The sequence below is a fragment of the Streptomyces sp. NPDC090499 genome, from assembly GCF_044769305.1.
GTDB lineage: Bacteria > Actinomycetota > Actinomycetes > Streptomycetales > Streptomycetaceae > Streptomyces.
In genome coordinates this window covers 41,444-66,610 of sequence record NZ_JBIVXP010000005.1, presented here as the reverse complement: position 1 = coordinate 66,610, position 25,167 = coordinate 41,444, and the positions used below count along the sequence as shown (strand labels likewise).

At 67.5% G+C, this 25,167-nt stretch carries 27 protein-coding genes and 1 pseudogene; 9 read left to right on the top strand and 19 right to left on the bottom strand.

Annotation, left to right across the window (positions count from 1 at the left end):
- Nucleotides 1–331: 331 nt before the first annotated feature.
- The 4 genes from ACIQVL_RS19595 to ACIQVL_RS19580 all read right to left on the bottom strand — a co-directional run bounded on the left by ACIQVL_RS19595 (nucleotide 332) and on the right by ACIQVL_RS19580 (nucleotide 3,632).
- Nucleotides 332–1,210: an MBL fold metallo-hydrolase gene (locus ACIQVL_RS19595; RefSeq protein WP_403442546.1), complete on the bottom strand. Its 879-nt coding sequence runs from the start codon at nucleotides 1,208–1,210 to the stop codon at nucleotides 332–334.
- Entirely contained in the window at nucleotides 1,207–2,391 is a 1,185-nt protein-coding gene (locus tag ACIQVL_RS19590; RefSeq protein ID WP_403442549.1) for a hypothetical protein, read from the bottom strand. The genes ACIQVL_RS19595 and ACIQVL_RS19590 overlap by 4 nt, the downstream gene beginning before the upstream one ends.
- Nucleotides 2,388–2,939, bottom strand: a complete 552-nt coding sequence (locus tag ACIQVL_RS19585; RefSeq protein WP_403442552.1) for a VOC family protein — start codon at nucleotides 2,937–2,939, stop codon at nucleotides 2,388–2,390. The genes ACIQVL_RS19590 and ACIQVL_RS19585 overlap by 4 nt, the downstream gene beginning before the upstream one ends.
- A gap of 345 nt (nucleotides 2,940–3,284) precedes the next feature.
- Nucleotides 3,285–3,632: a transposase gene (locus tag ACIQVL_RS19580; protein ID WP_403476211.1), complete on the bottom strand. Its 348-nt coding sequence runs from the start codon at nucleotides 3,630–3,632 to the stop codon at nucleotides 3,285–3,287.
- Between the two features lie 778 nt (nucleotides 3,633–4,410).
- On the opposite strand from ACIQVL_RS19580, the gene ACIQVL_RS19575 reads away from it, so the two are divergent.
- A complete protein-coding gene (locus ACIQVL_RS19575; protein ID WP_403442555.1) occupies nucleotides 4,411–4,989 on the top strand; it encodes an NADPH-dependent FMN reductase in 579 nt (192 codons plus the stop codon).
- 430 nt (nucleotides 4,990–5,419) lie between these two features.
- Here the strand turns inward: ACIQVL_RS19575 and ACIQVL_RS19570 are convergent, their stop codons facing one another.
- From ACIQVL_RS19570 to ACIQVL_RS19545, 6 genes and pseudogenes are all read right to left on the bottom strand, one after another.
- The gene (locus ACIQVL_RS19570) at nucleotides 5,420–6,145 is read right to left on the bottom strand and encodes a PP2C family protein-serine/threonine phosphatase (protein WP_403442558.1); all 726 of its coding nucleotides are present in this window, start codon (nucleotides 6,143–6,145) and stop codon (nucleotides 5,420–5,422) included.
- A 379-nt stretch (nucleotides 6,146–6,524) separates the two neighbouring features.
- A pseudogene (locus tag ACIQVL_RS19565) lies at nucleotides 6,525–6,968 on the bottom strand (PAS domain-containing protein); the annotation flags it as partial.
- A 158-nt stretch (nucleotides 6,969–7,126) separates the two neighbouring features.
- Complete coding sequence (locus ACIQVL_RS19560; protein ID WP_403442561.1) at nucleotides 7,127–7,771, bottom strand: CoA transferase subunit B; 645 nt, start codon at nucleotides 7,769–7,771, stop codon at nucleotides 7,127–7,129.
- Entirely contained in the window at nucleotides 7,768–8,523 is a 756-nt protein-coding gene (locus ACIQVL_RS19555; protein ID WP_403442563.1) for a CoA transferase subunit A, read from the bottom strand. Before ACIQVL_RS19555 ends, ACIQVL_RS19560 begins: the two co-directional genes overlap by 4 nt.
- A gap of 232 nt (nucleotides 8,524–8,755) precedes the next feature.
- Nucleotides 8,756–9,226, bottom strand: coding sequence for a hypothetical protein (locus ACIQVL_RS19550; RefSeq protein WP_403442566.1), 471 nt, complete (start codon nucleotides 9,224–9,226; stop codon nucleotides 8,756–8,758).
- 66 nt (nucleotides 9,227–9,292) lie between these two features.
- Nucleotides 9,293–10,201, bottom strand: a complete 909-nt coding sequence (locus tag ACIQVL_RS19545; protein ID WP_403475933.1) for an NADP-dependent oxidoreductase — start codon at nucleotides 10,199–10,201, stop codon at nucleotides 9,293–9,295.
- 148 nt (nucleotides 10,202–10,349) lie between these two features.
- Between ACIQVL_RS19545 and ACIQVL_RS19540 the strand changes: the two genes are divergently transcribed.
- Nucleotides 10,350–10,997 (top strand): TetR/AcrR family transcriptional regulator, encoded by a 648-nt coding sequence (locus ACIQVL_RS19540; protein ID WP_403442571.1) that lies wholly within the window; start codon nucleotides 10,350–10,352, stop codon nucleotides 10,995–10,997.
- A gap of 214 nt (nucleotides 10,998–11,211) precedes the next feature.
- On the opposite strand, the gene ACIQVL_RS19535 is transcribed toward ACIQVL_RS19540, so the two are convergent.
- The 9 genes from ACIQVL_RS19535 to ACIQVL_RS19495 form a co-directional block, all read right to left on the bottom strand.
- Nucleotides 11,212–11,814 carry a TetR/AcrR family transcriptional regulator gene (locus ACIQVL_RS19535; RefSeq protein WP_403475932.1) on the bottom strand — a complete coding sequence of 201 codons (603 nt, stop codon included), beginning with the start codon at nucleotides 11,812–11,814 and terminating at the stop codon, nucleotides 11,212–11,214.
- Complete coding sequence (locus ACIQVL_RS19530; protein ID WP_403442576.1) at nucleotides 11,811–12,143, bottom strand: non-heme iron oxygenase ferredoxin subunit; 333 nt, start codon at nucleotides 12,141–12,143, stop codon at nucleotides 11,811–11,813. The genes ACIQVL_RS19535 and ACIQVL_RS19530 overlap by 4 nt, the downstream gene beginning before the upstream one ends.
- 612 nt (nucleotides 12,144–12,755) lie before the next feature.
- Entirely contained in the window at nucleotides 12,756–13,517 is a 762-nt protein-coding gene (locus ACIQVL_RS19525; RefSeq protein ID WP_403442579.1) for a class II aldolase/adducin family protein, read from the bottom strand.
- Nucleotides 13,517–14,758, bottom strand: coding sequence for an NAD(P)/FAD-dependent oxidoreductase (locus ACIQVL_RS19520; RefSeq protein ID WP_403442580.1), 1,242 nt, complete (start codon nucleotides 14,756–14,758; stop codon nucleotides 13,517–13,519). The genes ACIQVL_RS19525 and ACIQVL_RS19520 overlap by 1 nt, the downstream gene beginning before the upstream one ends.
- Nucleotides 14,758–14,955, bottom strand: a complete 198-nt coding sequence (locus tag ACIQVL_RS19515; RefSeq protein WP_403442583.1) for a ferredoxin — start codon at nucleotides 14,953–14,955, stop codon at nucleotides 14,758–14,760. The genes ACIQVL_RS19520 and ACIQVL_RS19515 overlap by 1 nt, the downstream gene beginning before the upstream one ends.
- A 43-nt stretch (nucleotides 14,956–14,998) precedes the next feature.
- On the bottom strand, nucleotides 14,999–15,784 hold the full coding sequence (gene hcaB, locus ACIQVL_RS19510) for a 3-(cis-5,6-dihydroxycyclohexa-1,3-dien-1-yl)propanoate dehydrogenase (protein ID WP_403442585.1): 786 nt from the start codon (nucleotides 15,782–15,784) through the stop codon (nucleotides 14,999–15,001).
- A complete protein-coding gene (locus ACIQVL_RS19505) occupies nucleotides 15,781–16,098 on the bottom strand; it encodes a hypothetical protein (RefSeq protein ID WP_403442586.1) in 318 nt (105 codons plus the stop codon). The genes hcaB and ACIQVL_RS19505 overlap by 4 nt, the downstream gene beginning before the upstream one ends.
- Entirely contained in the window at nucleotides 16,095–16,742 is a 648-nt protein-coding gene (locus ACIQVL_RS19500; RefSeq protein WP_403442588.1) for a 3-phenylpropionate/cinnamic acid dioxygenase subunit beta, read from the bottom strand. The genes ACIQVL_RS19505 and ACIQVL_RS19500 overlap by 4 nt, the downstream gene beginning before the upstream one ends.
- Complete coding sequence (locus ACIQVL_RS19495; RefSeq protein ID WP_403442591.1) at nucleotides 16,739–18,133, bottom strand: Rieske 2Fe-2S domain-containing protein; 1,395 nt, start codon at nucleotides 18,131–18,133, stop codon at nucleotides 16,739–16,741. Before ACIQVL_RS19495 ends, ACIQVL_RS19500 begins: the two co-directional genes overlap by 4 nt.
- 336 nt (nucleotides 18,134–18,469) lie before the next feature.
- Here ACIQVL_RS19495 and ACIQVL_RS19490 point away from each other — a divergent pair, with 336 nt between their 5' ends.
- From ACIQVL_RS19490 to ACIQVL_RS19460, 7 genes are all read left to right on the top strand, one after another.
- A complete protein-coding gene (locus tag ACIQVL_RS19490; protein ID WP_403442593.1) occupies nucleotides 18,470–19,477 on the top strand; it encodes an SDR family oxidoreductase in 1,008 nt (335 codons plus the stop codon).
- 1,123 nt (nucleotides 19,478–20,600) lie between these two features.
- Nucleotides 20,601–21,395, top strand: a complete 795-nt coding sequence (locus tag ACIQVL_RS19485; protein WP_403442595.1) for an IclR family transcriptional regulator — start codon at nucleotides 20,601–20,603, stop codon at nucleotides 21,393–21,395.
- A 31-nt stretch (nucleotides 21,396–21,426) separates the two neighbouring features.
- Nucleotides 21,427–21,882: a putative PEP-binding protein gene (locus ACIQVL_RS19480; protein ID WP_403442706.1), complete on the top strand. Its 456-nt coding sequence runs from the start codon at nucleotides 21,427–21,429 to the stop codon at nucleotides 21,880–21,882.
- 650 nt (nucleotides 21,883–22,532) lie between these two features.
- On the top strand, nucleotides 22,533–22,778 hold the full coding sequence (locus ACIQVL_RS19475; RefSeq protein ID WP_403442598.1) for a hypothetical protein: 246 nt from the start codon (nucleotides 22,533–22,535) through the stop codon (nucleotides 22,776–22,778).
- A 198-nt stretch (nucleotides 22,779–22,976) separates the two neighbouring features.
- Nucleotides 22,977–23,369 (top strand): nuclear transport factor 2 family protein, encoded by a 393-nt coding sequence (locus ACIQVL_RS19470; RefSeq protein WP_403442601.1) that lies wholly within the window; start codon nucleotides 22,977–22,979, stop codon nucleotides 23,367–23,369.
- Between the two features lie 24 nt (nucleotides 23,370–23,393).
- Nucleotides 23,394–24,092 (top strand): type 1 glutamine amidotransferase domain-containing protein, encoded by a 699-nt coding sequence (locus tag ACIQVL_RS19465; RefSeq protein WP_403442603.1) that lies wholly within the window; start codon nucleotides 23,394–23,396, stop codon nucleotides 24,090–24,092.
- A gap of 186 nt (nucleotides 24,093–24,278) precedes the next feature.
- Nucleotides 24,279–25,148 (top strand): helix-turn-helix domain-containing protein, encoded by an 870-nt coding sequence (locus tag ACIQVL_RS19460; protein WP_403442605.1) that lies wholly within the window; start codon nucleotides 24,279–24,281, stop codon nucleotides 25,146–25,148.
- Nucleotides 25,149–25,167: the final 19 nt, after the last annotated feature.

Here is a 25,167-nt window from a genome sequence, read left to right as displayed (position 1 = left end):
CCGCCCGGGGCGGTCGTCAGCGCAAAGGTCCAGCAGGATTTCACTCGGGGGGTCGTGCACCGCCTGCGGCTTGGCGACGAACAGGACCTTCGATAAGCCCCATCGTCCCGCTCAGAGGCACTCCGCGCTTATTCGATCAACCTCGGACGGCCCCTTTGTGAGAGTCCGAGGTCAGATCAATTGAACCCGCGGGCCTCATCCGCCGCGCAAATTGACGCCCCGAAGTGCGACCACGCCGCAGAAGCGCGTGGTCAGCTTCACCGACTCCACCGCCGGCCGGTCGCTGCACTCGTGCGAACGCAGTTCGCACCGCGGGACCTTCCGGTGCATTTCAACCAAGGCCGGGCTCGAACCGGAAGGTTACGCCGTTCCGGCTGATTCGTCCGAAGTGCGGCGGCCCGAAATGCGCAGGCAAAAGCAGATGGCCCCGGTCGGCGCACTCCGACAGGAAGCGCCTTCGGGAAGTGGCGGCGGCATCCGGGTCCATGCAGAACCGACTGTTCACGTCCGGATGGTGAATCTGAATCGGATGATGAATCATATCGCCGGTGAACAGACCCGTCTGCCCCAGCCCCGTCGCCCGGACGACCATATGTCCGGGGGTGTGGCCATACGCGGCCTCCATGACCAGGCTGTCGTCGATCGTGTATCCGTCGTCGACCAGCTCCACCTGCCCGGCCTCGACGACCGGCAGGATGCTGTCGTTGTAAAAGACACCTTCCCATTCCGGGTCTGGACCTGTCGCCACACGCCTGGCGTGTTCGAATTCCTGGCGTCCGAACAGGTAGCGCGCCTTGGGGAACGTCGGCACCCAGCGACCGTCCAGCAGCCGAGTGTTCCAGCCGACGTGATCGACGTGAAGGTGGGTACACACCACGAAATCGATATCGCCAGGTGTCAGGCCGACCGATGCCAAGCGCTCCAGATAGGGCGTCTGCATTTCATTGACATCCGGAATCCACCGCGGCTTGTCGTTGCCGATACAGGTGTCGATCAGCACGACGTGATACTTGGTGCGGACGACCCAACTGTGAGAGCTGAAATTCAGCAACTGCGACTCGATATCGAAATAGTTTGGAGCTAGCCAGTGCATTTCGCGATCAAAGGCGCCGTTGGGAAGGTTCGCGAACAGGTCCGTGCTCCAGAAGGGGCCGCATGACTCTTCGATGCGGCTGACCGCCAGGTCGCCGATCATGAGATCGGTAGTCACTTCAGCAGCCCCTTCCTGACGCTCCAGTCCGCGAGAGTGCGGACACATTCAGCCAGCTGTTCTGGTTGTCCCAGATAATAATGCGTTGCATTGTCGATCTCGCGATACTCCTTGTCTGGAGTGGCCAGTAGATCGCGGATTTTGGGGTTATGGGGTGCGGGTACCGCGTCTTCGGCGCCGTTGACGATCTGAAGGACGGGTGTCGAGCGGATCGACGGCGCTGCGCGCCAGCTGGTCGCGTTGGAATAGTCGTAGGACCACTGCGACATCCACGAGCGCAGGCTGCAGAAGCGTGCAAGCCCGCCCGGCGCCGCATTCGCGATCCGAGGATCACCCAGATAGGTCTGGTTCAGGGTGCGTCCGTTCGGATCGATCGAGAGGTCGAGCCACCGCACGTCGCACATCGTGCGGTGAACGACGAACCCCCGTTCCATTTCGCCGTCGTTCTTGCGCTTGAGGAAGTCCAGCGTGTCGCGCACCCAATCGGTGATCCTTCGGTTGCGGGCTAGCTGGGCGGCCCGAAACACCTGCACGAACTCAGCGGTGAACGGCGCCTTGGCCGGGCAGGCGTCGTTGTAGATATCCAACGCGATGTCACGCGTGTCGGGGTCGGTTTCGTCGAGCACCGACGGATCGATGAACTCCGTCAACGTCTCCGCGCGCGACAAATGGGCAGCGATGAATACGACGCCGTCGGCCGACTGCAATCCGGCCTCGGTCAAGTCGTACGGGTCGCCCGCCGGGGTGTGGGTGATCGTGGGCCGTTCAGCCTGGGACTGGTAGAACAGCGCCAGCGAACCGCCGCCGGACCAGCCCACCAAAACAACGTGGCGATACCCCAAGACCTCACGCGCATGACTGACATAGACGCCCAGGTCATACGCGACCTTCTCCATGATCAACGACGAATCGTTTTTTGCATACCGACTTCCGGCGCACAACACATGCAGTCCCGCGTCAGCCAGCGCGGTCGGCATCGGAAGCACGTTCAGCGTCGAAGACGGATGCATGAACAGATACACCGTGTCCGAAGGCCGGTCCCGCGGAACTAGGCGCTGGCCCTCCAACACCACATGCCCCTGAGACCCTGCAAAGCCGTACGTCTCGACCATACGGGACGGCTCAGCAAACGTGATGGTGACCGGAATCCGATCCCACTGAGCGACCGTGGTTGGTGTCATACGCGCGCGCCCGCTGCCGCTGCTTGCCGACGCTGACGGTCGGGCTTTTCTGCGTCCCATTCCTTGAGCAGATCATGAGCAGTCATGGCATATTCGCGCCGCTGCTCTGCGGTTGCCGTCAGGAAGGTGAACTCGAGCCGGATGCCATTGGGGTCGAAGAAGTAGATCGACACCTGGGACTCGTGGTCGATGACGCCGAGGACGTCAACCCCGTGGGACTCGACCCGTGCCTTCATCGCGGCCAGCGCCTCCTGCGACGACAGCTTGAAGGCGATGTGCGTGACCCAGGGCGGGGTATTGGGCGACGGCTGCGCGGCTTCGCCATCACCGAGGTCGAAGAACGCCATGCTGGACCCGTCACTGAGCTCGAAGAACAGGTGCACGAACCCGCCGGGCTCGCCCGTGCTCACGACCGCTTCTTCTCGCACCGTGTGAACGAGGCGCAGCCCAAGAACGTCCTCGTAGAAGTGACGGGTCTCCTCCGCATCGCGACAGCGATACGCAGCGTGGTCGAGACCCAGGACAGCGGGAGCGGACGGAGTCGCCATGATTCTCTCCTTTTACTGTCGGGCACCAGATGAACCGACGCAGCCGCGACCACCCCAGATGGAAACTGGGGCATGTCCCACGGCTCGGCCTGGTGCATCCTCTTGTCTGAGTCTGGGCACCCGGCCTTGGTTAATCCAATAGATTGTCTGCGTTCTGTCGATGCACGCCATCGATTGTGTCGCCCCGGGGAATCCGCGTCGGGCTGGCACGAACGGATCGACAAGGCCCGCCGAGGTGAACCGGCCCTGCCGCTGCCGGTCGGCTATCTGACCGTTCGCCGACGGCCAGGCCATGAAGGGCCCCGACGAGCAGGTGCGGCCATGGTCCGTCTGGTCTTCGACCTGCTATACGAACTCGTCCTGTTCAAGGGAGTGTTGAGGATCCCGGTCGACCACAGCAGCCGGTTGGGCTTCCGGGCGCGTGAGGAGCCGGATAAGGCAGGCGTGCACACAGGCTCTGCCACGGCGTCCCGTCCTGGTCTTCCGCTGTGCCGGCCTCCTTCGACGCACGATGGTGGAGTCCACCGCAGCGCCCAGTCGATGCCGCCGGCGGCATAGGCGGCGGCCTGGATCTGCTGGGCGTTCCCAGTTGCCGTCGGCGGACCACAGCCGGTGGCGTTCCCAGACTGTCCTGCACACCCCGAACCGCTCGGGCAGATCCCGCCACGGCACTCCGTTGCGAACCCGGTGCAGAATCCCGCTCGGTCACCTGCCGGTGATCCCGCCACCGACCACAACTCCCGTTGCTGACCGGCAGGAGCGGCCGCAGCCGTTCCCACTCCACATCCGTCAGGCCGGCCCCGCCCATGCCCACGACAACGACCCAAGCATGGGGCGGGCACATGATCGGCCGGGCAGGTCCTGACCACGATCTGCGGATCGTTGCGCACACCGAGGCGCGTTGCCGGTCCCGAACACCGCCCAACTCTTCCGCTCAACAGATTCATTCTCTACTGTAAGGAACATCGGCGGCCTTTCAGTGGAAAGAAGGAGGTCCCCGTGTAAGTCGTCGAGCACCGCCACTACCGACTCGTCGCTGGCAGCAAGAGTCGGCCCGCCGATACCTCGCCGCGCGCCGCCTTGTCCTCACTCGGTATGAGTTCCGGGTGGTCGGACCGTGGAAGGTGATCGCCGAGGCCACGAACAGCTGCACCGTCTCCTCGAGTGGGAGGACTTCGAACCGTAAACGGGCCTGGGCGGCGCTGCGCGCTCGCCTCGCGCTCTGGTGGCCGGTCTCGGAGCTCGCCGCACCCGAGGGAAAACCACCTGGTTGGGATCGTTCCTCTCGACCCGAGCGCCGGGCGTGCGCGGGTCCGGGGCAACCCGTCGAGGCCTCGATCGCGGGGCGGCCACGACGATGACCGACCAGCTCGGATGTCCGCCATCGTCGTGGTTCGCGTTTTCCTCAGCTCCCCATCTCTCCCCCGAGTCCCATTGGCGGCACCGGCCGTCTCATCAGAAGGAGTCCATCGTGAACCGTCCCGTTCTCCACGTCGTCATGGGCAGCACCCGGCCGGGTCGGCTCTGTCTGCCCATCGCCGATTGGTTCCAGCAGCAGGCCGAAGCCGACGGCCGCTTCACCGTGGAACTGATCGACCTCGTCGACGTCGCGTTGCCGTTCCTGGACGAACCGGAGCCCGCGTTCTTCGGCCGCTACGCCCACTCGCACACCAAGGAGTGGAGCGCGACCGTCGCGCGAGCGGACGCGTTCGTCTTCATCACACCGGAGTACAACCACGGCCCAAGCGCGGCCCTGAAGAACGCCATCGATTTCCTGCACGCCGAGTGGCAGTACAAGCCCCTCGGCTTCGTGAGTTACGGCGGCGTCGCGGCCGGTTCCCGCGCCGTCCAGGCCCTCCGGCAATTCACTCTGCCGTTGAGGATGGTGCCGCTCGACCAGAGCGTCGCGATCCCGTTGGTGGGGCAGTTCTTCGACGAGGCGGGCCACTTCCACAGCACCGACATCCTCGACACCGCGGCCAGCGACATGCTCGCCGAGCTGCACCGGGTCTCCGGTGCGCTGCGCCCGCTGCGCGAGCAGCGTTCCTGACCGGCCGACCCGCTCGCCGCTCATGTCGCAAGGCAGCATTCGGGGAGGGGCGCGACGCCGCGCCCCTGCTCACCGCCCGCAAGGAACGGGGGCCAGCCACCGCAGACAGGCGTCCTGGTTGTTCCAGGACAATGGCGTGCCGTTGGAAGGCAAAGAAGTGGCAGTCACCCAACCAGACGTCAGACGCTGGGAATCCACCCACAGCCTTGACCACATTCGCGGGCACGTGTCGGGATCTCGCGGAGTCCGCCGCCGTCTGCGGAAGGCGCGGCCGCTGACGCTCACCGGCGTGGGGCGAGGTGGGCAGGACGCGACTGCCACTGACGGCGGTGCCGCGCCCGTCACTGACTGCGAACGCCACGGCGACCGCACCGGGGGTGCCGGACCGCGGCACTCGACCGATCACCGATCAGATCGCGGCCTTTCTGCCCTACCGCAGTCCGCTGATCGTGCTTGCCGACACTACGGACGCGCTGGATTCGAACTCGTCAAACGCCGCGTCGTTCCCACCAGTTGACCTGCCCAGGGCCAGGGTGCAGGTGCCGGCCACCGGGTCGTAGACGGCATGGAGACACCTCGCCCCGAGGTCTCCGGAAATCCAGTCCGTCCCGGCGGCCTCGGCATCCGGGTTCTCACCGTCCACCGAGTGGGTCACGATGTCGTCGAGATGCGTGAGGAGTTCGTCGGGCGGCAGGTCGATGTCGGCGAGCGTGCGCACGGCCGTACGCAATCCTCCCATGGCGGCTGAGGCATGGATGCCGTGTCCTACGACGTCTCCCACGACCAGGCCGACTCGTGCGCCCGGCAACGGAATGACGTCGAACCAGTCGTCTCCCACCTCGGTCTCCCCGCCTGCCGGCAGGTACCGAACCGCCGTCTCCGCAGCCGGATGCGCGATCGGCCCCTGAGGCAGCAGACGGCGTTGCAACGCGAGCGCGATCCCTCGCTCGCGGGTGAAGCGGCGGGCATTGTCCAGGCAGACCGCGACACGGGTGACCAGGTCCTCGGTCAAAGCGAGGTCGCCCGAGTCGAAGGCCCGGCCCTCGGATGCCCAACGCAGGAAGACGGCCGAGCCGAGCGTGGTGCCGCGCGCCCGGGTGGGCGGCACGATCACCGAGTGCGCTTTGGATGCGCGGTCGTCCTCGGCCGAGGGCATACTCCGCGCCCAGCCACCGGGCTGCGTCCGAGGCAGTGACGCCGTGCAGTTCCGCCCGGCTGGTGACCAGGCAACGGACGACGGGAGACGAAGGCGGACGGAGGGTCGTCGGACCGGGTGCGGGATCGTTCTTGTGGGGCTGGCCCACCGACCGGTGTGCCGCTCTGCGCATCCGGACCTGCCCGGATAGCACAGGTCCGGGCAGGTCACCTTGGAACACGGGTTCCAGCAGCTCGACGCTGACGACGTCCGCGAAGCGGGGTACGGCGACCGCGGCGAGTTCCCGGGCGGTACCCACCATCCAGCGACCAGGCGTGGGCGCTGGGCTCGTCCCGCGTTCTGACGAAAATCTCCATGGACTGCTGCTCTGTCGGTGTGAGGTCTCGGACGCTCGCCGCACCAGCTGACGCTGGTGCGCCGCGGCGTAAGCAGGTTCTTTGATGAAGTCGGTGGCGAATCGATTTCGGACATCGTCTTCGCTCACGCCGACCGAGCGACACGCGGCCTGGTTCATTCTCCGAAGTCGCGCGTCCGGACCGAAGAGCGCAAGCGGGGAAGGATACTGCTCGAACAGCCATCGCGTCAGTTGGTCATCAGCGGAGCGTGTGCCCTCTTCCGTCCGGCGCTCCGCCGTCAGGAGGAAGGCAGCCGGTCGCTCGTAAGCCGACAACGCATACGGGTGTGCCCGCCCTTCCAGCGACCTGCCCCCACGATCCCGAAGGACCGAGGCGTCGGCTCCGAACAGATCGGCCAACGGCCGCCCGGTGATCTGCGCCGTCGTGTATCCCCAGAGATCCTGTGCCCCGGCACTCCAGCAGATCACCCTGCCACCGGAGTCCGCGACCACCAGAGCTGCAGAGGTCGTGAGCTCACCTGCGGAGGTATCGGAAAGGGACTGACTTGCATACGGATACACCACGATCACGGCGGGCCGTGGCCCGTACCGCGCGCGGTCGGGGGGCGGTTTTGTCGTGTCACAGGTCAGGCCGCGACAGGAGTGCCCGTCTTCTCACGCAACTCGTCCACGGTGACACCGGGCGCCAGTTCGACAAGCCGGCACCCCTCGGCCGTGACGTCGAGCACGGCCAGGTCGGTGATGATCCGCTGCACCACTCCCTGCCCGGTGAGCGGCAGCGTGCACCTCTCGACGATCTTGTGGGAGCCGTCCTTGGCGACGTGCTCCATGAGGACGATGACCCGCTTGGCGCCGTGGACCAGGTCCATCGCGCCGCCCATGCCCTTGACCATCTTCCCGGGCACCATCCAGTTGGCCAGATCACCCGTGCCGGAAACCTGCATGCCCCCGAGCACGGCGGTGTCGATGTGGCCGCCGCGGATCATGCCGAAGCTCTGCGCGGAGTCGAAGTACGACGCCCCGGGGCCGACCGTGACGGTCTCCTTGCCCGCGTTGATCAGGTCGGCGTCGACCTCGTCGTCGGCCGGGTAGGGGCCCGTTCCGAGGATGCCGTTCTCGCTGTGCAACGTGACCCGGACCCCCTCCGCGAGGAAGTTGGGGATCAGGGTCGGCAGGCCGATGCCGAGGTTGACGTACTCGCCGTCCCGGAGTTCCCGCGCGGCACGCGCCGCCATCTGTGACCGGGTCCAGCCGGTCCGCTGCTCGCTCATGCCACGCTCTCCCGGACCGTGCGCTTCTCGATGTGCTTGGTCTGCGGGCCGGTGTGGACGATCCGCTGGACGTAGATGCCGGGCAGATGCACCTGGGCGGGGTCGATCTCACCGGGCTCGACGAGTTCCTCGACCTGCGCGACGCAGATCCGCCCCGCCATCGCTGCAAGGGGGTTGAAATTCAGCGTCGCCTTGTTGAAGACGAGGTTCCCGTCGGTGTCGCCGAGCCGCGCGTGCACCAGCGCGAAGTCGGCGACGATGCCCTCCTCCAGGACGTACCGGCGGCCGCGGAACTCACGGACCTCCTTGGGCGGTGAGGCGACCAGGACGTTCCCCGCCCGGTCGTACCTCCACGGCAGGCCGCCCTCGGCGACCGGCGTGCCCACGCCCGCCGGGGTGTAGAACGCGGGGATGCCGGAGCCGCCCGCCCGCAACCGCTCCGCCAGGGTGCCCTGCGGGGTGAGTTCCACTTCGAGTTCGCCGGAGAGGTACTGGCGGGCGAACTCCTTGTTCTCCCCGACGTAGGACGCCGTGACCCGGCGGATCCGGCCGAGGTCGAGCAGGATGCCGAGCCCGATCCCGTCCACGCCGCAGTTGTTCGAGAACACCTCCAGGCCGTCGGCTCCCTGCTCGGCCAGTGCCGCGATCAGGCGGTCCGGGATCCCGGAGAGCCCGAACCCGCCGACGGCCAGCGAGCTGCCCGAGGTGATGTCGGCAACCGCCTCGGCGGCGGTGACCACCGTCCTGCTCATCTGGTCTCCTTCTTGCTGCTGCACCAGAGCACACGGCACCTGCTCCCGTTCGACCAGACTCTGTGGCGAGACTTCGTCACTCGTGCCTTCCGAGAGCCCCATTACCACTACGAGGCGCTGGCGAACGCCATCGGCAAGTGAGCCGCCGTGGTCCCGAAGCCGGGTCTTGGTCGACACCCATGCCCCCTCCTGCGACGGGAGGCGGGCATGACGTGTCGGTGTCCGTGCTGGTTCAGCCGCTGACGGCGGCGTAGACCTTGGCGAGGTCGAACATGTTGTGGACCGAGACGAACTTCTGCGACTCGATGTCGATGGTGAAGATCGAGGTCGCCGGCACCGGGATACGTGTCACCGCCGATCCGGTGCCGACGGAGAAGGTCGGCAGGGCGGTGGAGGCGACGGTCACGGTGGAGGCAGACCGGGCCGGCGCCAGGTCCACCGGCACGACGTCACCCATCAGCGGGGTGGTCCAGACCTCGATCATCGAGTGCTCGACGGAGGCGATCTGGAAGAACTGCGCCGTGAACTCCTTGATGGCCTCGACGGTCACGATGGGGGCATCGGCGTTGAACTGCAGCGTCGTGTTCGGCGCGGCAAGGTAGTTGTCGGCGACACGGGCGGCATCACGGGAGTCGACGGAGTCGTAGTACTCCTGGACGATCCGGAGGAGGTCGGCGACGTGTATCGCGGGCTTGGTGCTCATGACTGGTTCACTTTCCTGTGCTTGTGGGAGGCGTTGATCCCTCCCACGGGTTCGGGGGTCAAGCGGTCAGGGCAGGAGGACGACCTTGCCCTTGTTGTGGTGGGCCTCGATCTCGGCGTGGGCCTGGGCGGCCTGAGTGAGGGGGAAGGTGCGCCAGACCGGCACCTCGAGGTCGCCGCGGGCGATCAGGTCGGCCAGCAGCGGCAGGGCCTGCGGCAAGTGGTCGGCGGGGTCGAGCCCGGTGAAGCGCACGCCGTGCTCGGCGAAGCTCAGGTCGGCGATGGTGACGACCCGCGCGGCATCCCCGGTCAGGGCGATGGACTCGGCAAGGACACCCGCGCCCGCGGTGTCGAGCACCCGGTCCACCGTCCCCGCCGCAGCGTCCCGGACCCGCTCCGCCCAGCCCTCGCCGTAGCGGACCACCGTGGCCCCGTGCCTGCCCACCCGGTCGAAGTCGTGCTCGCCGGCGGTGCCGATGACCGTGACGCCGCGGGCGACGGCCAGCTGGACCGCGACAGCGCCGACGGCACCGCCCGCACCGTGGACCAGGAGGGTCTGCCCAGGCGAAAGCCGCAGCTCTTCCAGGGCCCGGTAGGCGGTCTCCCCGACCGTGATCATGGCCGCCGCGGTCTCGAACGACACCTCCTCGGGCTTGGCGAACGGCTGGTCCAGCAGGGCGTACTCGCCGTAGCCACCGCCGTGCGCCGAGCCGAAGACCTCATCACCCGGCGCGAAGCCGGTGCCCTCACCCGCCTCGTCGACCACCCCGGCCACATCCTGGCCGGGGACGAACGGGAACTCGACAGGCATGAGCCCGGCCAGCTCACCGGAGCGCAGTTTGAGGTCGATGGGATTGACCGCGCTGGCCCGGACCCGGACACGAACCTGACCCGGGCCCGGCTGCGGCACCGGGACATCGGACGACGTCAGCACACCGGGTGCGCCGTACTCGGAAAAGGCGATCACAACAGACAACAGAAACTCCCAGAACGAGGAAAACCGACCCTCACACACGAATCATCCACAATGTGTGATTGGCTTCCGGTTTATCACACGCCCCGTATGATTTGCAAGCCTGAGGTGCTCGTCACACATCGTGCATGAGACCGGCTAGCCTTGAGCCGTGTCCTCGACGCCTGTCCACCGCCGCCGGCCGACCCCGAGCAACCCCCGCGTCCAGCGCACCCGCGCCCGCATCCTGACCATCGCCCGGGAACTCCTGCCCCAGGTCGGACCCACCGGACTCACCTACGCCCTGCTGGCCGAACGCGCCGACGTCACCCGCCAGACCCTCTACCGGCACTGGCCCGACCGCGCCACCCTCCTCTTCGACCTCGTCCTCGAAGGACCCGAGATCGGCGACTACCCCGAACCAGGCAGCGACGTACGCACCGTGGCCACCGCCTGGCTGAGGAGCCTGCGCACCGGCATCAACGTCCCCGCAATGCGCACCGCCCTACTGGCCGTCATCGCCCAGGCCGACCACCACCCCGACAGCGCCCAGGCACTCACCCGCATCAGCGAGGACCGGCGAGCCGCCCTGAACCAGGTACTCAAGCCGTCCGGCATCCAGATCGACGCCGACGAGTACACCCTGCTCTACGGACCCGTGCTCGCCCGGCTCCTGTTCGACCGAGGCCCGATCACCGACGAATTCATCGACACCGTTGTGGCCCAGTGGCTCGGTACCCGGCGGGGCACGGGAGCTGTCCCGCACGCGGACCTCCAGCTCCGAGGCTCCTGCGACAGCCCACCAAGCGATCAGAGCTGATCCGCTCCAGGGCAGCAAATCACCGAACAGGACCACGCCGGGATCACCCATGGTGGAGCCGGTCTCTGCCGGGTATCGCTGTTGAGGGTGGGCCATTGCCCCGCTGTGTGATCCGCGCTCTCGCCGTCGGCAACTGCCCGAACCGTGTGGCAGGACGGGGCAGAGACAGGACAAGCGCGATGCGTGTGCCGGCCCGCCGTCTGGGCTCTGGCGTTCAGCGTGCGCCACCTCCGGTGACGCGCCGCACCAGGTCCACCCATGTGCTTTGCAGACGTTCGGTGCCGACCTGCCGCTCGTTGCGCACATGGTCCATGATCTCCAGGTCCGTGAAAGCAAGCAGGGCGTGGGCGAGCATGTCGTGGTCTCCCACCACTCCCGTCTCCCGCAGAAGCGACGCGACATGCCGATGAAAGGCGCGGCCGTAGGACGAGTTCTGACGGCGTTCGACGGGGATCTGGCGGGCCAGCGCCGGACCCAGATCCGTGTCGTCGGCGACGCGCTCGATCAGGGCACAGCCGAATGCCGTCAGCCGGTCTTTCGCCGGTGCTCCCGGTCCCAGCGGAGGGGGGCCACAGGTGTACGCCTCATGGAATTGCGCCTCCACGTCGTCCAGCAGTGCCAGTAGGAGTCCGTTGCGGTCGCCGAACCGGCGGAAGAGCGTGCCCTTGCCTAACCCGGCCGTCTGTGCGACCTCGTGCATCGTCACATGCTCGGCTCCCCGCTCGGCCACCAGCCAGGCAGCCGCCTCCAGGAGCCGGGCCCGATTCCGGGCCGCGTCGGCCCGCTCACCGGTGTCATCGTCCGGCGCCTGCGTCATCGAGCACTCCGCGCCACCACATGGGCGTACACGGCTCCGTCCTCGACCCGTATCGGATACACGGGGACGTTCCGTGTCGCCGGCGGGTCAAGGGGGGCTCCGGTACGCAGGTCGAAGCGGGAGCCGTGCAGCCAGCACTCGACCGTGCACTTGTCCACCTCCCCTTCAGAGAGCGATACGGCGCTGTGCGAGCACACGTCGTGGATGGCGAACACCTCGCCCTCGGTCAGGACCAGAGACACCGGAACACCTTCCACCTCAAACCGCCGGGGCACACCGACCTCCAGCACATCGAACCTGCAGAGGTAGGTGTAGCCGCTGCTGGTCATTGATCTCCTCCGGCACGTCCATGCGATCGAATGGCGGGTCCGCTCCACCGAGGCATAGGGCAGGCCACCCGCACCGGGAACGTCACGCGCTTGATCGCGCCTGGCCGCCAACGCTAGCCACGCGGGCCGTGTTCGGCGCCCGCCCAGAGCCCGAACCGGACTCGGTACAAGGTCCTAAGACGCAGACAGGGATTCGGACTCGGCGGAAATTAGCGTGTCGGCCAACGTCTTGACCAGGGGCTCGCCGCCGCATCCGCCATCCGCGCCTCCGTCACCTCCTTCGCCCGAATGAACGCGTCGAAGAGCGACCTGGCGAGCCACGGCCGCGCGAGGCAGACGTCTCGCCGCAGCAACACGAGGCGCGTGATCGGGAAAGGCTCGGCGTCCACAGTCACCACCTCCACGGGGACAGCAAGGGGCATCGACCAACCCGAGTACGTCTCGGCGTCGCTGCCACGACGGGCGGCAGGCGAGGACAAGGACGACGGTGGGACGGCGGTCCCGCCGATCCGACGGGGCAGTGACCGAGGGATCACCGTGTCACGCCTTCTGTGTTCAGGCGGATCGTCATCGATCGTTCCTCACTACGTGGCGACGACTGGTCGGGCCCGGTCAGGTCGGTTCGGAATCGACGACGCCACGGAGACGGGCGAGCTCGTGTCGCCAGGCGGTGTCCGTGTTGAAGCCCGCGCCGAGGTCGGGCAGCTCGGCCATATCGGTGTCGGGCAGGTCGATGAGGGTTCCGCCGGCGGAGACGATCCGCAGGGAGAGTCGGGCCAGGCCGTCGACGCTGATCGCCTGCAGCACCGCCTGCTCGACAGTGGCCGCGGCGCTGGTCAGGCCGTGACCACGGAGCACCACGACCGGACGGTCGGCCATCGAGCGGACCATCTCGTCGGCCAGCCTGCGGTTTCGGACGAGAACCCCGCGCGGATGCACCGGCACACCTCCGGCGGCAAGGCGGGTGCCCGGGATGTCGAAGGCGCCGACGATGGGTCGGATGCCGATGCCGGCGAGGTCTGCGGCAACGACCTCGGGTGGGTGGGCGTGCAGGACCGCGTCGACCTCCGGGCGCTGCCGGAGGAGCTCGGTGTGCAGCGGCAACTCGTTCGGCGGGGAGTACCCGTCCAGCTCGCCCGGGGCGCCTTCGGTCCCGTCGAGATCGACGAGGCGGATGTCGTCCGGCGTGGTGTAGCCGAGCCCGCGCTCCTGGGGGCCTCGACAGCGGACGAGCAGCCTACGCTCATCGATTCGCAGGCTGATGTGCCCCAGGATGCCATCGGCCAGGCCGCGGCCGGCCAGGACCCGGCAGGCCTGTGCGATCAGCTCCCGCCGGGACTGGAGCTCGGTCGATGCCGACGTGAGCGTGCTCATCACGCCCCCTTTCGGGCCGGCGGCCGCGCGTTGTCCACGAGCGCGCGCACCTCGGGCAGCGAGCTCGGCACCACTTCGGACCTGCTCAGCACCCGGCGGCAGGTGATCAGCGCCTTCGGCCAGTTCACCGTGAGGGCGCCGACGAACCGGTCCGACTCATCCGCGTAGAGCACGGCGAAGGAACGCTCGGGGTCCGCACCGTCCACCCGGACGTGCGCGATCTCACCGCCCGTCCGCCCCACCAGCTGGATCTTCCAGTCGTACTGGTCGCTCCAGACGTACTCCACGGGGGCGTGGTCGCGCAGGTCGTCCGGGTGCGTGATGTTGTGGGCCACGCAGGCGGCCTGCTCGACCGCGTTCGTCCAGTGCTCGAGCCGGACTGTGCGCCCGTAGCGGGGGTGCCACCACCTGGCGACGTCTCCAACCGCCCAGATGCGGGGGTCTTCGATGGAGCGGCAGTGGCTGTCGCACAGCACACCGTCGTCGGTCGGGATCCCACTGCCGGCGAGCCAGTCGTCGTTCGGGACGGCCCCGATTCCCACGACCACCGTGGCGGCAGGGAGTACGGTGCCGTCGTCGAGGCACACCTCCAGCCCTTCTCCGGTTTCCTCGATGCCGGTGACGCCCACCCCGAAGCGGGTGCGTACTCCACGCGCGGCGTGCAACGTGCCGAACACGGCGGCGACTTCGGGGTTGAGCACCCGGGACAACGGCACCGGCACCGGGTCGACGACCGTCACGTCGTCGAGGCCCATGCCCAGCGCCGTGGCCGCGACCTCAGCGCCGATGAACCCACCTCCGACGACCACCAGCGGCCCGCCCACCCGCAGGGCGGCGCCGAGCGCCTCGGCGTCGGCCAGTGATCGCACCACGTGCACACCAAACGGCGTTCCCCACGGGGACTGTCGGGCGCGGGACCCGGTGGCGATGACGAGATCGTCGTAGTGGAGGCTGGTGCCGTCGCTGAGGAGAACCCGGCGGTGCTCTTGGTCGACCCCTGTCGCCGCGTTGCCCAGGGCGAGCTCGACGCGTGCCTCGGCCGCGGCGTCCGCAGGCAACAGACCCACGCTCTCCACGGTGGCTGTTCCTGCCAGCAGTGCCTTGGACAGCGGCGGCTTGTCGTAGGGTGGGACGTCCTCATCACCGATCAGGACGATCTCGCCGTCGTAGCCCGCCGCCCGCAGGGCCTGGGCGGTCCGGACGCCACCGACGGAGGCGCCGACGATCACTGTGCGTGCCATCAGTCGTCCTCGACGACCAACGCCGAGGCGGGGCAGCTCCGGGCCGCCTCCTCGACCCTGCTGCGCTCGGACTCCTCGATCGTCGTGCGGAGCAGCACCACCACCCCGTCGTCGTCGATGTCGAACACATCCTCCGCGCCGACCACGCAGTTCGCGTAGCCCTGGCACGCCTTGAGATCCGCCTTCACGACCGCCATGTCGTTCTTCCTTTCTTTCCCCGGGGGGCAAGCCCCCCGGTACTCACGCTTTGACACCGATGCCGCCGTCCGGGTGCACGACCCCACCGGTGATCCCCCGGGAGCGCCCCGAGGCGAGGAACACGTAGCTCCACGCGTGGTCTTCACCTGACAGCGCGACCTCCAGGGGGACACGGGCAGCGAGCTCGGCCTCCCGGCCAGGGGCGTCGTTCAGACGCCGCTGGTCCAGCCCGAGGCTGCTCAGCCCGCGCAGGTCGGTGTTGAGGGTGCCGCCGGGCGCGACCCCGTTGACCCGGATGTCGGGTGCCAGCTCGTGCGCGAGCGCGGTGACGAGCCCGCGGACGGCGAACTTGGTCGAGACGTAGAGCGCCCCGCCCCGGCCCGGGTAGTACGCCGAAGTCGATTCGGTGAGGATGACCGTCCCTCGGCTCTCCCGCAACGCGGGCAACGCCGCCTTCACCGAGTGCAGGTGGCTCTTGACGTTGACCCGGAAGATCTCGTCGAACGCGTCGTCGATCTCGTCACCGTCGAGCTCGCCGACGCCGCGGTAGAAGTCGAAGACTCCGACACAGTTCACCAGGATGTCCAGACCGCCGAACGCCTCCACCGCGGTCGCGACAGCCTGCTCGTTGGCCTGCCGTGTGGTGGCATCGCCGACGACCACTGGCAGGCCCGGAATCTCGGCGGAAAGTTTCGCGCACTTGGCCTCGTCCCGTTCCAGGACCGCTACCTGCGCGCCTTCCGAGCGGAAGGCGTCGACCACCGCGCGGCCGATCCCGGATCCCGCCCCGACGACCAGGGCGCGCCGGCCGGTCAGCCAGTCACTCACGTCTCCTCCTCGAGCAGCGGGCCGAACGGATGGCCGATCATCGCGGAGAACGTTTCCGCGTTCTGCCAGGTCAGTGACTCCACCTCGAGCGGGCACAGCGACACCCACTGACCGGTCTTCGGTGCCTCGACCAGCAGCCGCGCGCCGTTGCGGGTTTCGACCCGGGACACCCGGATCTCGGCGAACTCGTTGCCCACCGTGATCGCCACCCCGGTCTGGTGGGCCTTGAGCTCGCGAAGTTCGGCCGCGGCCCGACCCGCGGCGGCGGCGTCCTCGGCTTCGCCCTCCCACTGCAGTCGCGCCCGCGGAGTCATAGGAACACCGCCAGGTTCTGGGTCCGCAACACGGCGTCATCCACCAGGATGGTGCGACGGGCCAGATGCCAGCCGTCTCCAACGCGGCGCAGCAGGTCCTCCCGGCCTGCCGAGATGATCGAGGCCTCCCGGACGTCGCCGCGGCTGCGATAGAGCAGGACCGCTGTGTCCACAACCAGTTCGTCCGGGTTCGGCGTGGCGAAAGTGCGCACGTTGGTGACGTGGTGACGCAGTCGCGACGGCGGGTCCTCGGTCCAGGCATGTTCGGTCAGGAACCGGGCCACACGCCTGGACAGCGAGTACTTGTTCTCGTCGAAGTGCGCCATGTGCGGGGCCGAGTCGAACCCCGCCGTGAGTGCCGTGGTGACCCGGACCGGCATGATGTAGTGGATGTCGTCGGTGAGCAGGTCGAGCCAGTCCTCGTAGTTCTGCGCGTCGAGGATGTAGGCCTCCTCCACCATCCAGTGGTGGGCCTGCAGGTGGCGTGGGTCCTCGAAGGGCAGGCTCCGGCCGACCCGCTGCGTACGTGGTGCGTGTCCGCCCAGCCGGGACTCCGCGGAGTAGGGGCCGCCGTTCCCGGTGGGCCTCGCACCGACCTTCTCCTCCGCCGGCTTCGGGGCCGTCGGCTGCGTCTCCACACTCACGCTCGCACCTCCTTGTTGTCCGCCGGGACGCCGGACACCTCGACCTGGGAGACCTTCTCCACCGGGCGCTCCAGGTGGTCCGCCCACCGGCTCAGCAGGTGGCGCTGGTTGTACTCGCCGTATCCGACGTGCGCTTCACCCGGACCCGCGTACTGCTCGCGCGTCAGCGGCGGAACGACCTCGGTACCGTCCTCCAGCATGCCCATGCGGCTGTTGAGGAGCAGCCTGCGGGCCATCGCACCCGCCGCGGTGTTGGTCAGCGAGACCCAGTTCTCGACATCGTCCTGCTCGAACATGCCCGTCGACCCGAAGCACATCAGGTACGCCTTGTAGGACAGCGCCTTGAATTCCTCCGGCGCCTCCGCGTCGACGGCGAACCAGGACACGACCTCGGTCTCGTCCGGACCGACCGGCTGCCACGTGCGAATCGAGATGAACGGGAGCACGTCGTCGGAGTCCTCGACCCGGGGCCAGTTGTGCACGAAGCTCATGTTCGGGAAGACAGACGCCGCCGAGATCATGAACCCGTCCCGCCCGATGACATCGAGTTGGTCCTGCGACCACTGCTCCTTCATCTTCTCGATCATCACGTCGGGATAGCCGACATAGCGCAGCTTCTCCTCCAGCGTCCCCGGAGGCAGCTTGTAGGTGGTGCCTCCGCCATTGCCGGCCCAGTAGGTGTTGCCGTCCTTGCGTTTCTCCGCCTTGGGCTCACGGAACAGCCCGATCTCCACGACGGAGGTGTGGGTCTGCGGCGTGTGGTACATGTCGCCGGCGAAGTTCTCGGCGCCGATCTTCCAGTTCGTCTTCACCCGCCAGCGCTGCGGTCCGCGCAACTCGATCCCGCTCGCCGACTGTCGCGTGTAGTAGTCCAGGTAGAAGGTGAAGTCGCCCAGGTACTCGCGCAGCGGCGGGGCGTCGGGGTCCAGACTCAGGAAGATCAGGCCGTTGTAGGTGTCCACCGACGGCGCCGGGAGCAAGGTCTGCCCCTTGCGCCGGAAACCGGCCTCGCCACCGTAGGCGTCCTTGTGAAAAGGCAGCCCGACGATGCGCCCGTCGTTGCGATAGGACCAACCGTGGTACGGGCAGCGGAAGTGCGAGGCATTACCCATCTCCGCCCGGCAGACCTGCATCCCGCGGTGCAGGCACATGTTGAACAGCGCCCGCATTTGACCGTCCTCGCCGCGAGACAGGATGAACGAGTCATCGAGCACCCGCCGCACCACGTAGTCACCGGCCTGGGGGATCTCCGACTCGTGCCCCACGAACTGCCATGCCCGGCTGAACAACCGCTCCCGCTCAAGTCGGAAGATCTCCTCGTCGTTGTAGATGTGCGCGGGGATCATCCCTCGCCGCACATCTCCCAGCACGAGGTCGAGGGTGGTCTTCAACTCGTCCTCCAAATCTCTGCTGTGCAGAGTAGATATCTGTATAACAAAATCCCTGACCGACACCGGCGTGTCAAGGGCCCACAGTCGGGGGGCGGGGGTCCGTCAACCACGAAGGGTCACGTCGACCTCCTCGATGTGCCGCTGCAGAGCAGTTCCGACGCGATGCCGCTCGCTCGGCGACATCCGGCCACCCGGGGCGCACGGAGGGGGCGGCGACAGTCGGGCCCTTTCGGCTCGCCGGACCTGTCGAACCGGTGACCTTGCGGTAGTGAGCCGTCGGCGTTAGATTCAGATGACACTTCTGTAATGCAGAAGTGTCAAAAAAGGAAGCGGAAGATGCAGCGCGGCGTGCGTCACTTCGGTTCTGCGACGTTCGGATACGGGCGGTGTGTGGAGCCGACCGCCCAGCTCGCCGGGGCGCCGATCGCGGTGGACGAAGCCGTGAAGCTGTATGAGCTGATCGCGGTGTCCTCGTTGGACTGTCCGGTGAGGCCGCAATCCGGCCCTGCGACCGTTCGCCCGCCGTGTGCGGCAGCAGAGCGCCTTGCGGGGCGTTCACCGATGGCGCGGGCCGTCAGCTCGAAGACGTGTCGAGCAGCACTCGGCAGAAGCATGTGCGACGGAGTTGAAGAGGACATGGGTTCACTGAAGGGTCAGACGGTCGTCGTGATCGGAGGGAGCTCGGGTCTCGGGCTTGCACTCGCGGCGACGGCTCTCGATGACGGGGCAGAGGTCACGATCGCGGGCCGCTCCGAAGAACGGCTCCGCGAGGCGAGGGCCGTCATCGGCGACAAGGTGCGGACGGCTGCTGTCGACGCCGTCGACGAGGCGCAGGTGGCGGAACTGTTCGATGGTCTCGGCACCGTCGATCACATCTTCGTCACCGTCGGAGTGGTCGGCGGGGGCACCCTTGTCGAGTCGGACACCGCGACACATCGCCCATGTCTGGACGCGCGGGTCTGGGCAGCGGCCTACGCGGCCAAGTACGGGGCACCGAAGATGACCCGGGGCGGATCGATCACCTTCTGCTCGGGAGCGGCCGGCGCCCGACCGGGTAAGGCCACGAATCCGTTCGCCGCTGCCTCGGCGGGCGCGGTGGAGTCGATGACCCGCGCGCTCGCGGTACAGCTAGCGCCCATACGCGTCAACACCGTCGCCCCGGGAATCGTCGACACCCCGCTGTTCACACGAACGGCGGATGCCCTGGAGACGATCGCCAAGCGGCTGCCGGTGGGACGCGTCGGCCGAGCCGAGGACATCGCCCAGGCGGTGCGGTTCTTCATGACCAACGGCTATGTCACGGGGCAGACTCTGATCGTCGACGGGGGCGGCGTCCTCGTGTAGTGACCTCGCGGCCGGAGCGGGCGCCGCGCAGGCTGGACGAAAGCGAGGCACGGGGAAAGGACGAACCACCCAGGTTCTGACAGTCGGCGACGACGACGCGGCGAGCGCACTGCCCAGTGCGGACGGGGCCGTCGAGGATCGGGGCCTGCACACGGGCGTCTCCAGCCAACAGACCGTCCGCTCCCCCCTCGGCCGTGCGCTCAGCTGCCTACCCCACGGCCCCGGCACGCAGGTGCCACCGTCGCGGGCAGCGCGGTCGGCGGCGGCTACGAGCAGAAGCAGACCACAGGTCCGCGAATGAGTGTGCTACCAGCGCCGCGATGATGAAGATTCCGGCCATATGCGTTCATTTCAGACTGGCTAGCGGCGCTTCAAGCAACAGCAGGTCGTCATGGCACCGCACAGGCCATACAAGATCAGGGAGCCGGAGTAGCTTGGGGATCCGAGGTGGAGTTGCTTGCCGAGGCCGGTGACCACAAGGACGTCCACGAACTGGCCGCGAGTCTCGTCCGCAGCTAAGTTCCGCCGACGAGAATGACTGAACGACGGATCATCGCGGGGTGATTCACCGTCATGAACTCAGCCACCAGGACTGGCCGGCAAAGTCCACCTCGCCGTCGACGGCAAGGGCCGACCGCCGGCGATCCTGCTGCCCCGGGGCAACTCCACAACAGCATCTGCGCACACCCACCCCTGGAAAGCGTCCGAGTCCCCCGCACCGGACCTGACCGACCACGTTGCCGACCTGACCGGGTCATCGCAGACAAGGCCTGTACTCCCAGAGTTTCCGTCTCTGTTGTCCTGCGACGGAGATCCGTCAGCAGTAGCAGGCGGGGACTGGAGGACGTCCTCGGCGTCTTGGCCCAGATGAACGGCTTGGGTTCGGTGCGCAGGCTGGCCGCCTGGGCCGGGATCTCGGACTCGCACCCTACGAGCGTCCACGCAAGGCTGAACACCTGGCGGACGCCCTGGGGTACTTCGACGTAGTTGCCGTTGACTCCCTGCTTCTGGTCAACACATTATTTCTGTGATGCAGAGAATCGGACCCAGTGTTGGGCAACGGAGAGCGGGTCCGTCGTTTCAAGGAGCTCTGCCGCCGATGAGCACAGGGTATTCTTCTGCCATGAAGAAGTCCGAGGCTCAGTCAATCCACGACAGCGGACCGGCGCCGCAGTATCCGATCGAGTCGGTGGACAACGCACTGAAGGTGCTGCTGCTGCTCGGCGAGCGGAACGAGCTCAGGCTCACCGAGGTCGCCAACTACCTGGGAGTCGCGACCTCAACCGCGCACCGCCTACTCGCAATGTTGACGTACCGCGGGTTCATCAGGCAGGCCGAGCGCGGCAAGGCGTACGTGCCAGGAACAGCACTCACCAGCGTCGCTTTCTCCATCCTGCAGCGCTTCGACGTCCGGCAAGCCCTGCATCCCTTGCTGGAACGACTGAACGCCGAACTGAAGGAGACCGTGCACCTCGGAGTACTGGACGGGACGACGGTCCGGTTCGTGGACGCGCTGGAGAGTCCGCGCGCCGTGCGTGTCGCATCCCGCCTCGGACAGTCGATGCCGGCTCACTGCACCTCCACCGGCAAGGCGCTCCTCGCCCAGCTACCCGGTGACGAGTTGCGACGACGTTACCCGGACGAGGAACTGACGCAGTTGACACCGAACTCGATCGCCACTCGGACGGAGTTGGAGAAGGAGGTCGAAATGGCCCGCCGGCTCGGGTACGCCACGAGCTCCGAGGAGAGCGAGGAGGGCGTGGGCTCCGTCGCCGTTGCCCTGTCCACCCAACGAGCCCCCATGCAGGCCGCCTTCAACGTCTCCGTGCCGATCAGCCGAATGAACCATGCCGACCAGCGTCGGATCAGTGCGGTGCTGCGTGAGGTCGCCGAGGAGGCGGCCGATGTCTTGCACTGAGCCTCCTGCCCAGGGCCGGTAACGGCACTCGATCGAAGCCAGTCCGGCCGGAACTCCGTGCGGCTCGACCACTTGCCCCGCAGCCGGGGGCGTCTCAAGCCCTGCCGACCTCGCGCAGTACACGATGGCCACCGACCAGCTCCAAGGCGATCTCGCCGGCCTGCTCGACCCTTGGCAGCCCGCGGTGCTCCACCTGGTCGCAGAGGTCCTGCACGCCACGCACGAAGCCGGCAAACCGGCCGGCGTGTGCGGCGAGTCCGCAGCCGACCCGCTCATGGCGCTTGTCCTGACCGGACTCGGGGCCGCTTCCTTGTCGATGGCACCCGCAGCGGTGCTGGCCGTGCGATTCATGCTGTCCCGGCACGGCCGTGAGCAATGCACGCAGATCGCAGGGGCCGCGCTGGCCGCCGGTACGTCCGCCGCCGCACGTGACAACGTGCTCGCGCTCGCCGACCCCGAGGCCGGCGGCCTGCTCTCGCTCGGTTGAGACATGCGCTGCCCGCGCTGGGTATTCCCGCGACACCCAGCGACCGCACGGACATCACCGGGTGACGAGTCGGTGGCTCCGGCAGCCCCTTGCCCGCACGCGAAGGCCGGGACGGTTCGGCCGTCCCGGCCTCATGGTTCACCGCCCCGTGGGGGCGCATCCGTTACGGTCACCGGCCCGGGATTCAGCCGTCGGTGTCGGCCAGCCGCTTCCAGCGCGCAGAGCTCCATGGTCGGCCACTGCTCGACATTCTCCATCGGCGGTTTTCCCTGTTCTACGTTTACGGGAGGTGTTGCGGCCGCGCCATCAGACATGGGTGCCGCATTCCCCAGTGACAGCGTCGCGCCGAACGGTCGTGGCCACCGGCCCGGGGGAGGCAGCCGACGGTAGGACGCCTGTCTGCGGCGCCGACGTGCTCCGGTGCGGAGAAGCGACGAGCGCAGTCCCGCCGCCGCTGAGGCATCCGCCCCGTCTGCGCAACGAGCATAAGGAAATCGTCTGTGCTCACGCCTTTCCGGCGCCCGCGCGGAACGGAATCACTCACCGCGCGAACCCTATACAGGGAAAATTCTTTCCCCCTCTCAATGTGGCCGACCGATGTAATGCTTGACGAAGCACTGAGCAGGACTCTTTCGAGGAGCATCATCGTGATGGCGAATTGCGACTGCTTCAAGGTCGCCCTCGCATCTCCTTCGGGCTGCGGCCACTCGGCGATCGCCGTCGAAACCGCCGTCCGCGGGATGGTGGGAATCGGCATCGACGTGGTCTCGAGTCCGGCCGATGCCGTCACCGGCAGGCAGGGGGAGCACCTGGACGCCCACGGGGCGATCACCTTCGGCGTCCTTTCCGGCAAGGGCACCACTGCCCGTGTCTTCCCCCAGCTTCGCCACCGGTGACAAGTCGTCGTCGGGCTACGTCGCCACCATGACCCACCCTCATGGTCGGCAAACCTGACCGCACCACCGCAGAGTGTCTGGTTCCGCGTAGCGCCCGTCGGACCACGGCCTTCCGCGTCGGTTGAACCGCTCCAGCCGCCGTCTCACAGAGGCCTGGCCTCGCCGATCCTGCTCCCCTCGACCACCAAGGAACTCACCATGTCCGACTCCTCGAACATCACCCTCGTCCGTCGGCTGTACGACTCGGGAATGGCACCCGAGGTCACCCAGGAGGTCATGGCCGAAGACCTCGTCTGGGACATCACGCCGGGCTTCCCGAACAGCGGCGTGTACCACGGCTGGGACAACGTGGCGAAGGACTTCTTCGGCGTGATGATGCCGAGCTACGAATCCTTCGGCGCGGTGCCCGAGGAGTTCTACGCCGACGACGACAACCACGTCTTCGTCTTCGGCCACTACCACGCCGAGACGAAGACCGGGAACAAGGCCGACGTCCGGTTCATCCACCTGTGGACCATCCGTGACGGCAAGCTCGTACGGATGCGTCAGGCCGCAGACAGCCACATCCTCCGCGAAGCCCTCCAGGGCTGACACCTCACCGGGAGATCCACAATCATGGCGAAGATCCTCTTCGTGATCACCGCGTCCGACCACTGGACGCTGGCCGACGGCACTCGGCAGCCGGCCGGATTCTGGGCCGAGGAGGCCCTCGGCCCCTACCAGGTCTTCAAGGAGGCCGGGTACGAGATCGCGGCGGCGACCCCCGGCGGCGTACCGCCCACTGCGGACGCCATGAGCCTCACCGCCGAGTTCAACGGCGGCGAGGAAGGCGCACAGCGCATGCGGACGGCACTGCACGAGGCGACCGAGCTGGCGCACCCGATGCGCATCGAGGACGTGAACATCGACGACTACGCGGCCGTCTTCTACCCCGGCGGCTGGGGTCCCATGGAGGACCTGCCCGACAACGCCGAGTCCGGCAGGCTGCTCACCGAGTGGCTCGCCTCCGGCAAGCCCGTGTCCCTGGTCTGCCACGGCCCCGCGGCGCTCCTGGCCACCATCGGCCCCGACGGGACGTCCCCGTTCTCCGGCTACCGCCTGACCGGACTGTCCAACGCAGAGGAGAAGCAGAACGGTCTCGCCGACCGCGCGAAGTGGCTCCTGCAGGACCGCCTCGTCAACGACCTCAAGGCCGACTACCGCGAAACCGACCCCTTCACCCCCCACGTCGAGGTCGACCGCACCCTGTACACCGGCCAGAACCCCTACTCTGCCACCCCGCTGGCCAGGGAGGTACTCAAGGCACTGGGCTGACAAGCCTCAGCGTGTGCCTGCTCGGTGGCCCAGTAGGGTTCCTGGGCCACCGAGCCCCCCTTTCCTCTCCTTTTCCGCAGACGCCCGCAGAGCTGAGCAATGTACGATTTGCCTACGTCAAGCTGTGCAACGTGGGAAGAATTCATCCCCCTCACAGCTCCGGGTTCCTGTGCGAGGCTGTAGATCATGAACCGCGACCCGCATCTGAACGAGCTGGGTGAGTTCCTCAAGGCCCGCCGCGCCGAGCTCAGCCCGTCCGACGTCGGGCTTCGCGGCGGGCAACGGAGGCGCGTGAGCGGTCTACGCCGCGAGGAGGTCGCCATGCTCGCGGCGATCAGCGCCGAGTACTACGCGCGGATCGAGCAGGGACGCCTCCAAGCGCCGGCTCACCTCCTGACCGAGATCGCCCAGGCTCTCCGTCTGAACGAGGACCAACGAACGTATCTCTTCGAACTGGCGGCGAAGGAGTCGGCCCGTCCTGCGGCGTCGGGGGCGCGCCAGCAACTGGACGTGCAACTGCAACGCATGCTGGACGATCTCACCGCGACGCCGGCCTTTGTCATCGGCCGGCGGACCGACATCCTGGGCTGGAATCAGCTCGCCGCTGCGTTGTGGACCGACTTCGGGTGTTTCCCCGAGCAGGACCGTGTGTTCGTCCGTTTGCTGTTCACCGAGCCCTGGATGCGCGAGCTGTACGCGGACTGGGAAGAGGTCACCCGTCTGGCCATCGCTCATCTGCGCATGGAGAGCGCACGCTACCCGGGCGACCCTCGCCTCACGGCTCTGGTCGAAGAGCTCTCGGCCCTCGACTCCCAGTTCCGGCAGTGGTGGACCGAGCACGACGTCGCCATGCGCAACAGGGGCGTCAAGACACTTCGTCACCCTGTGGTGGGAGAGCTCACGCTCGACTGGGACACGCTCACCTGCGCTACGGACCCCGAACAGCACATCATCGTGTGGACAGCCCCGGTCGGCTCCCCGGCCCACGACGGACTGCGCCTTCTGGCTTCCTGGGCTGCGGATCAGCAGCGCGCGGCGTCCGACCGTCTCATGTGAGTCCACCTCCGATAAACGC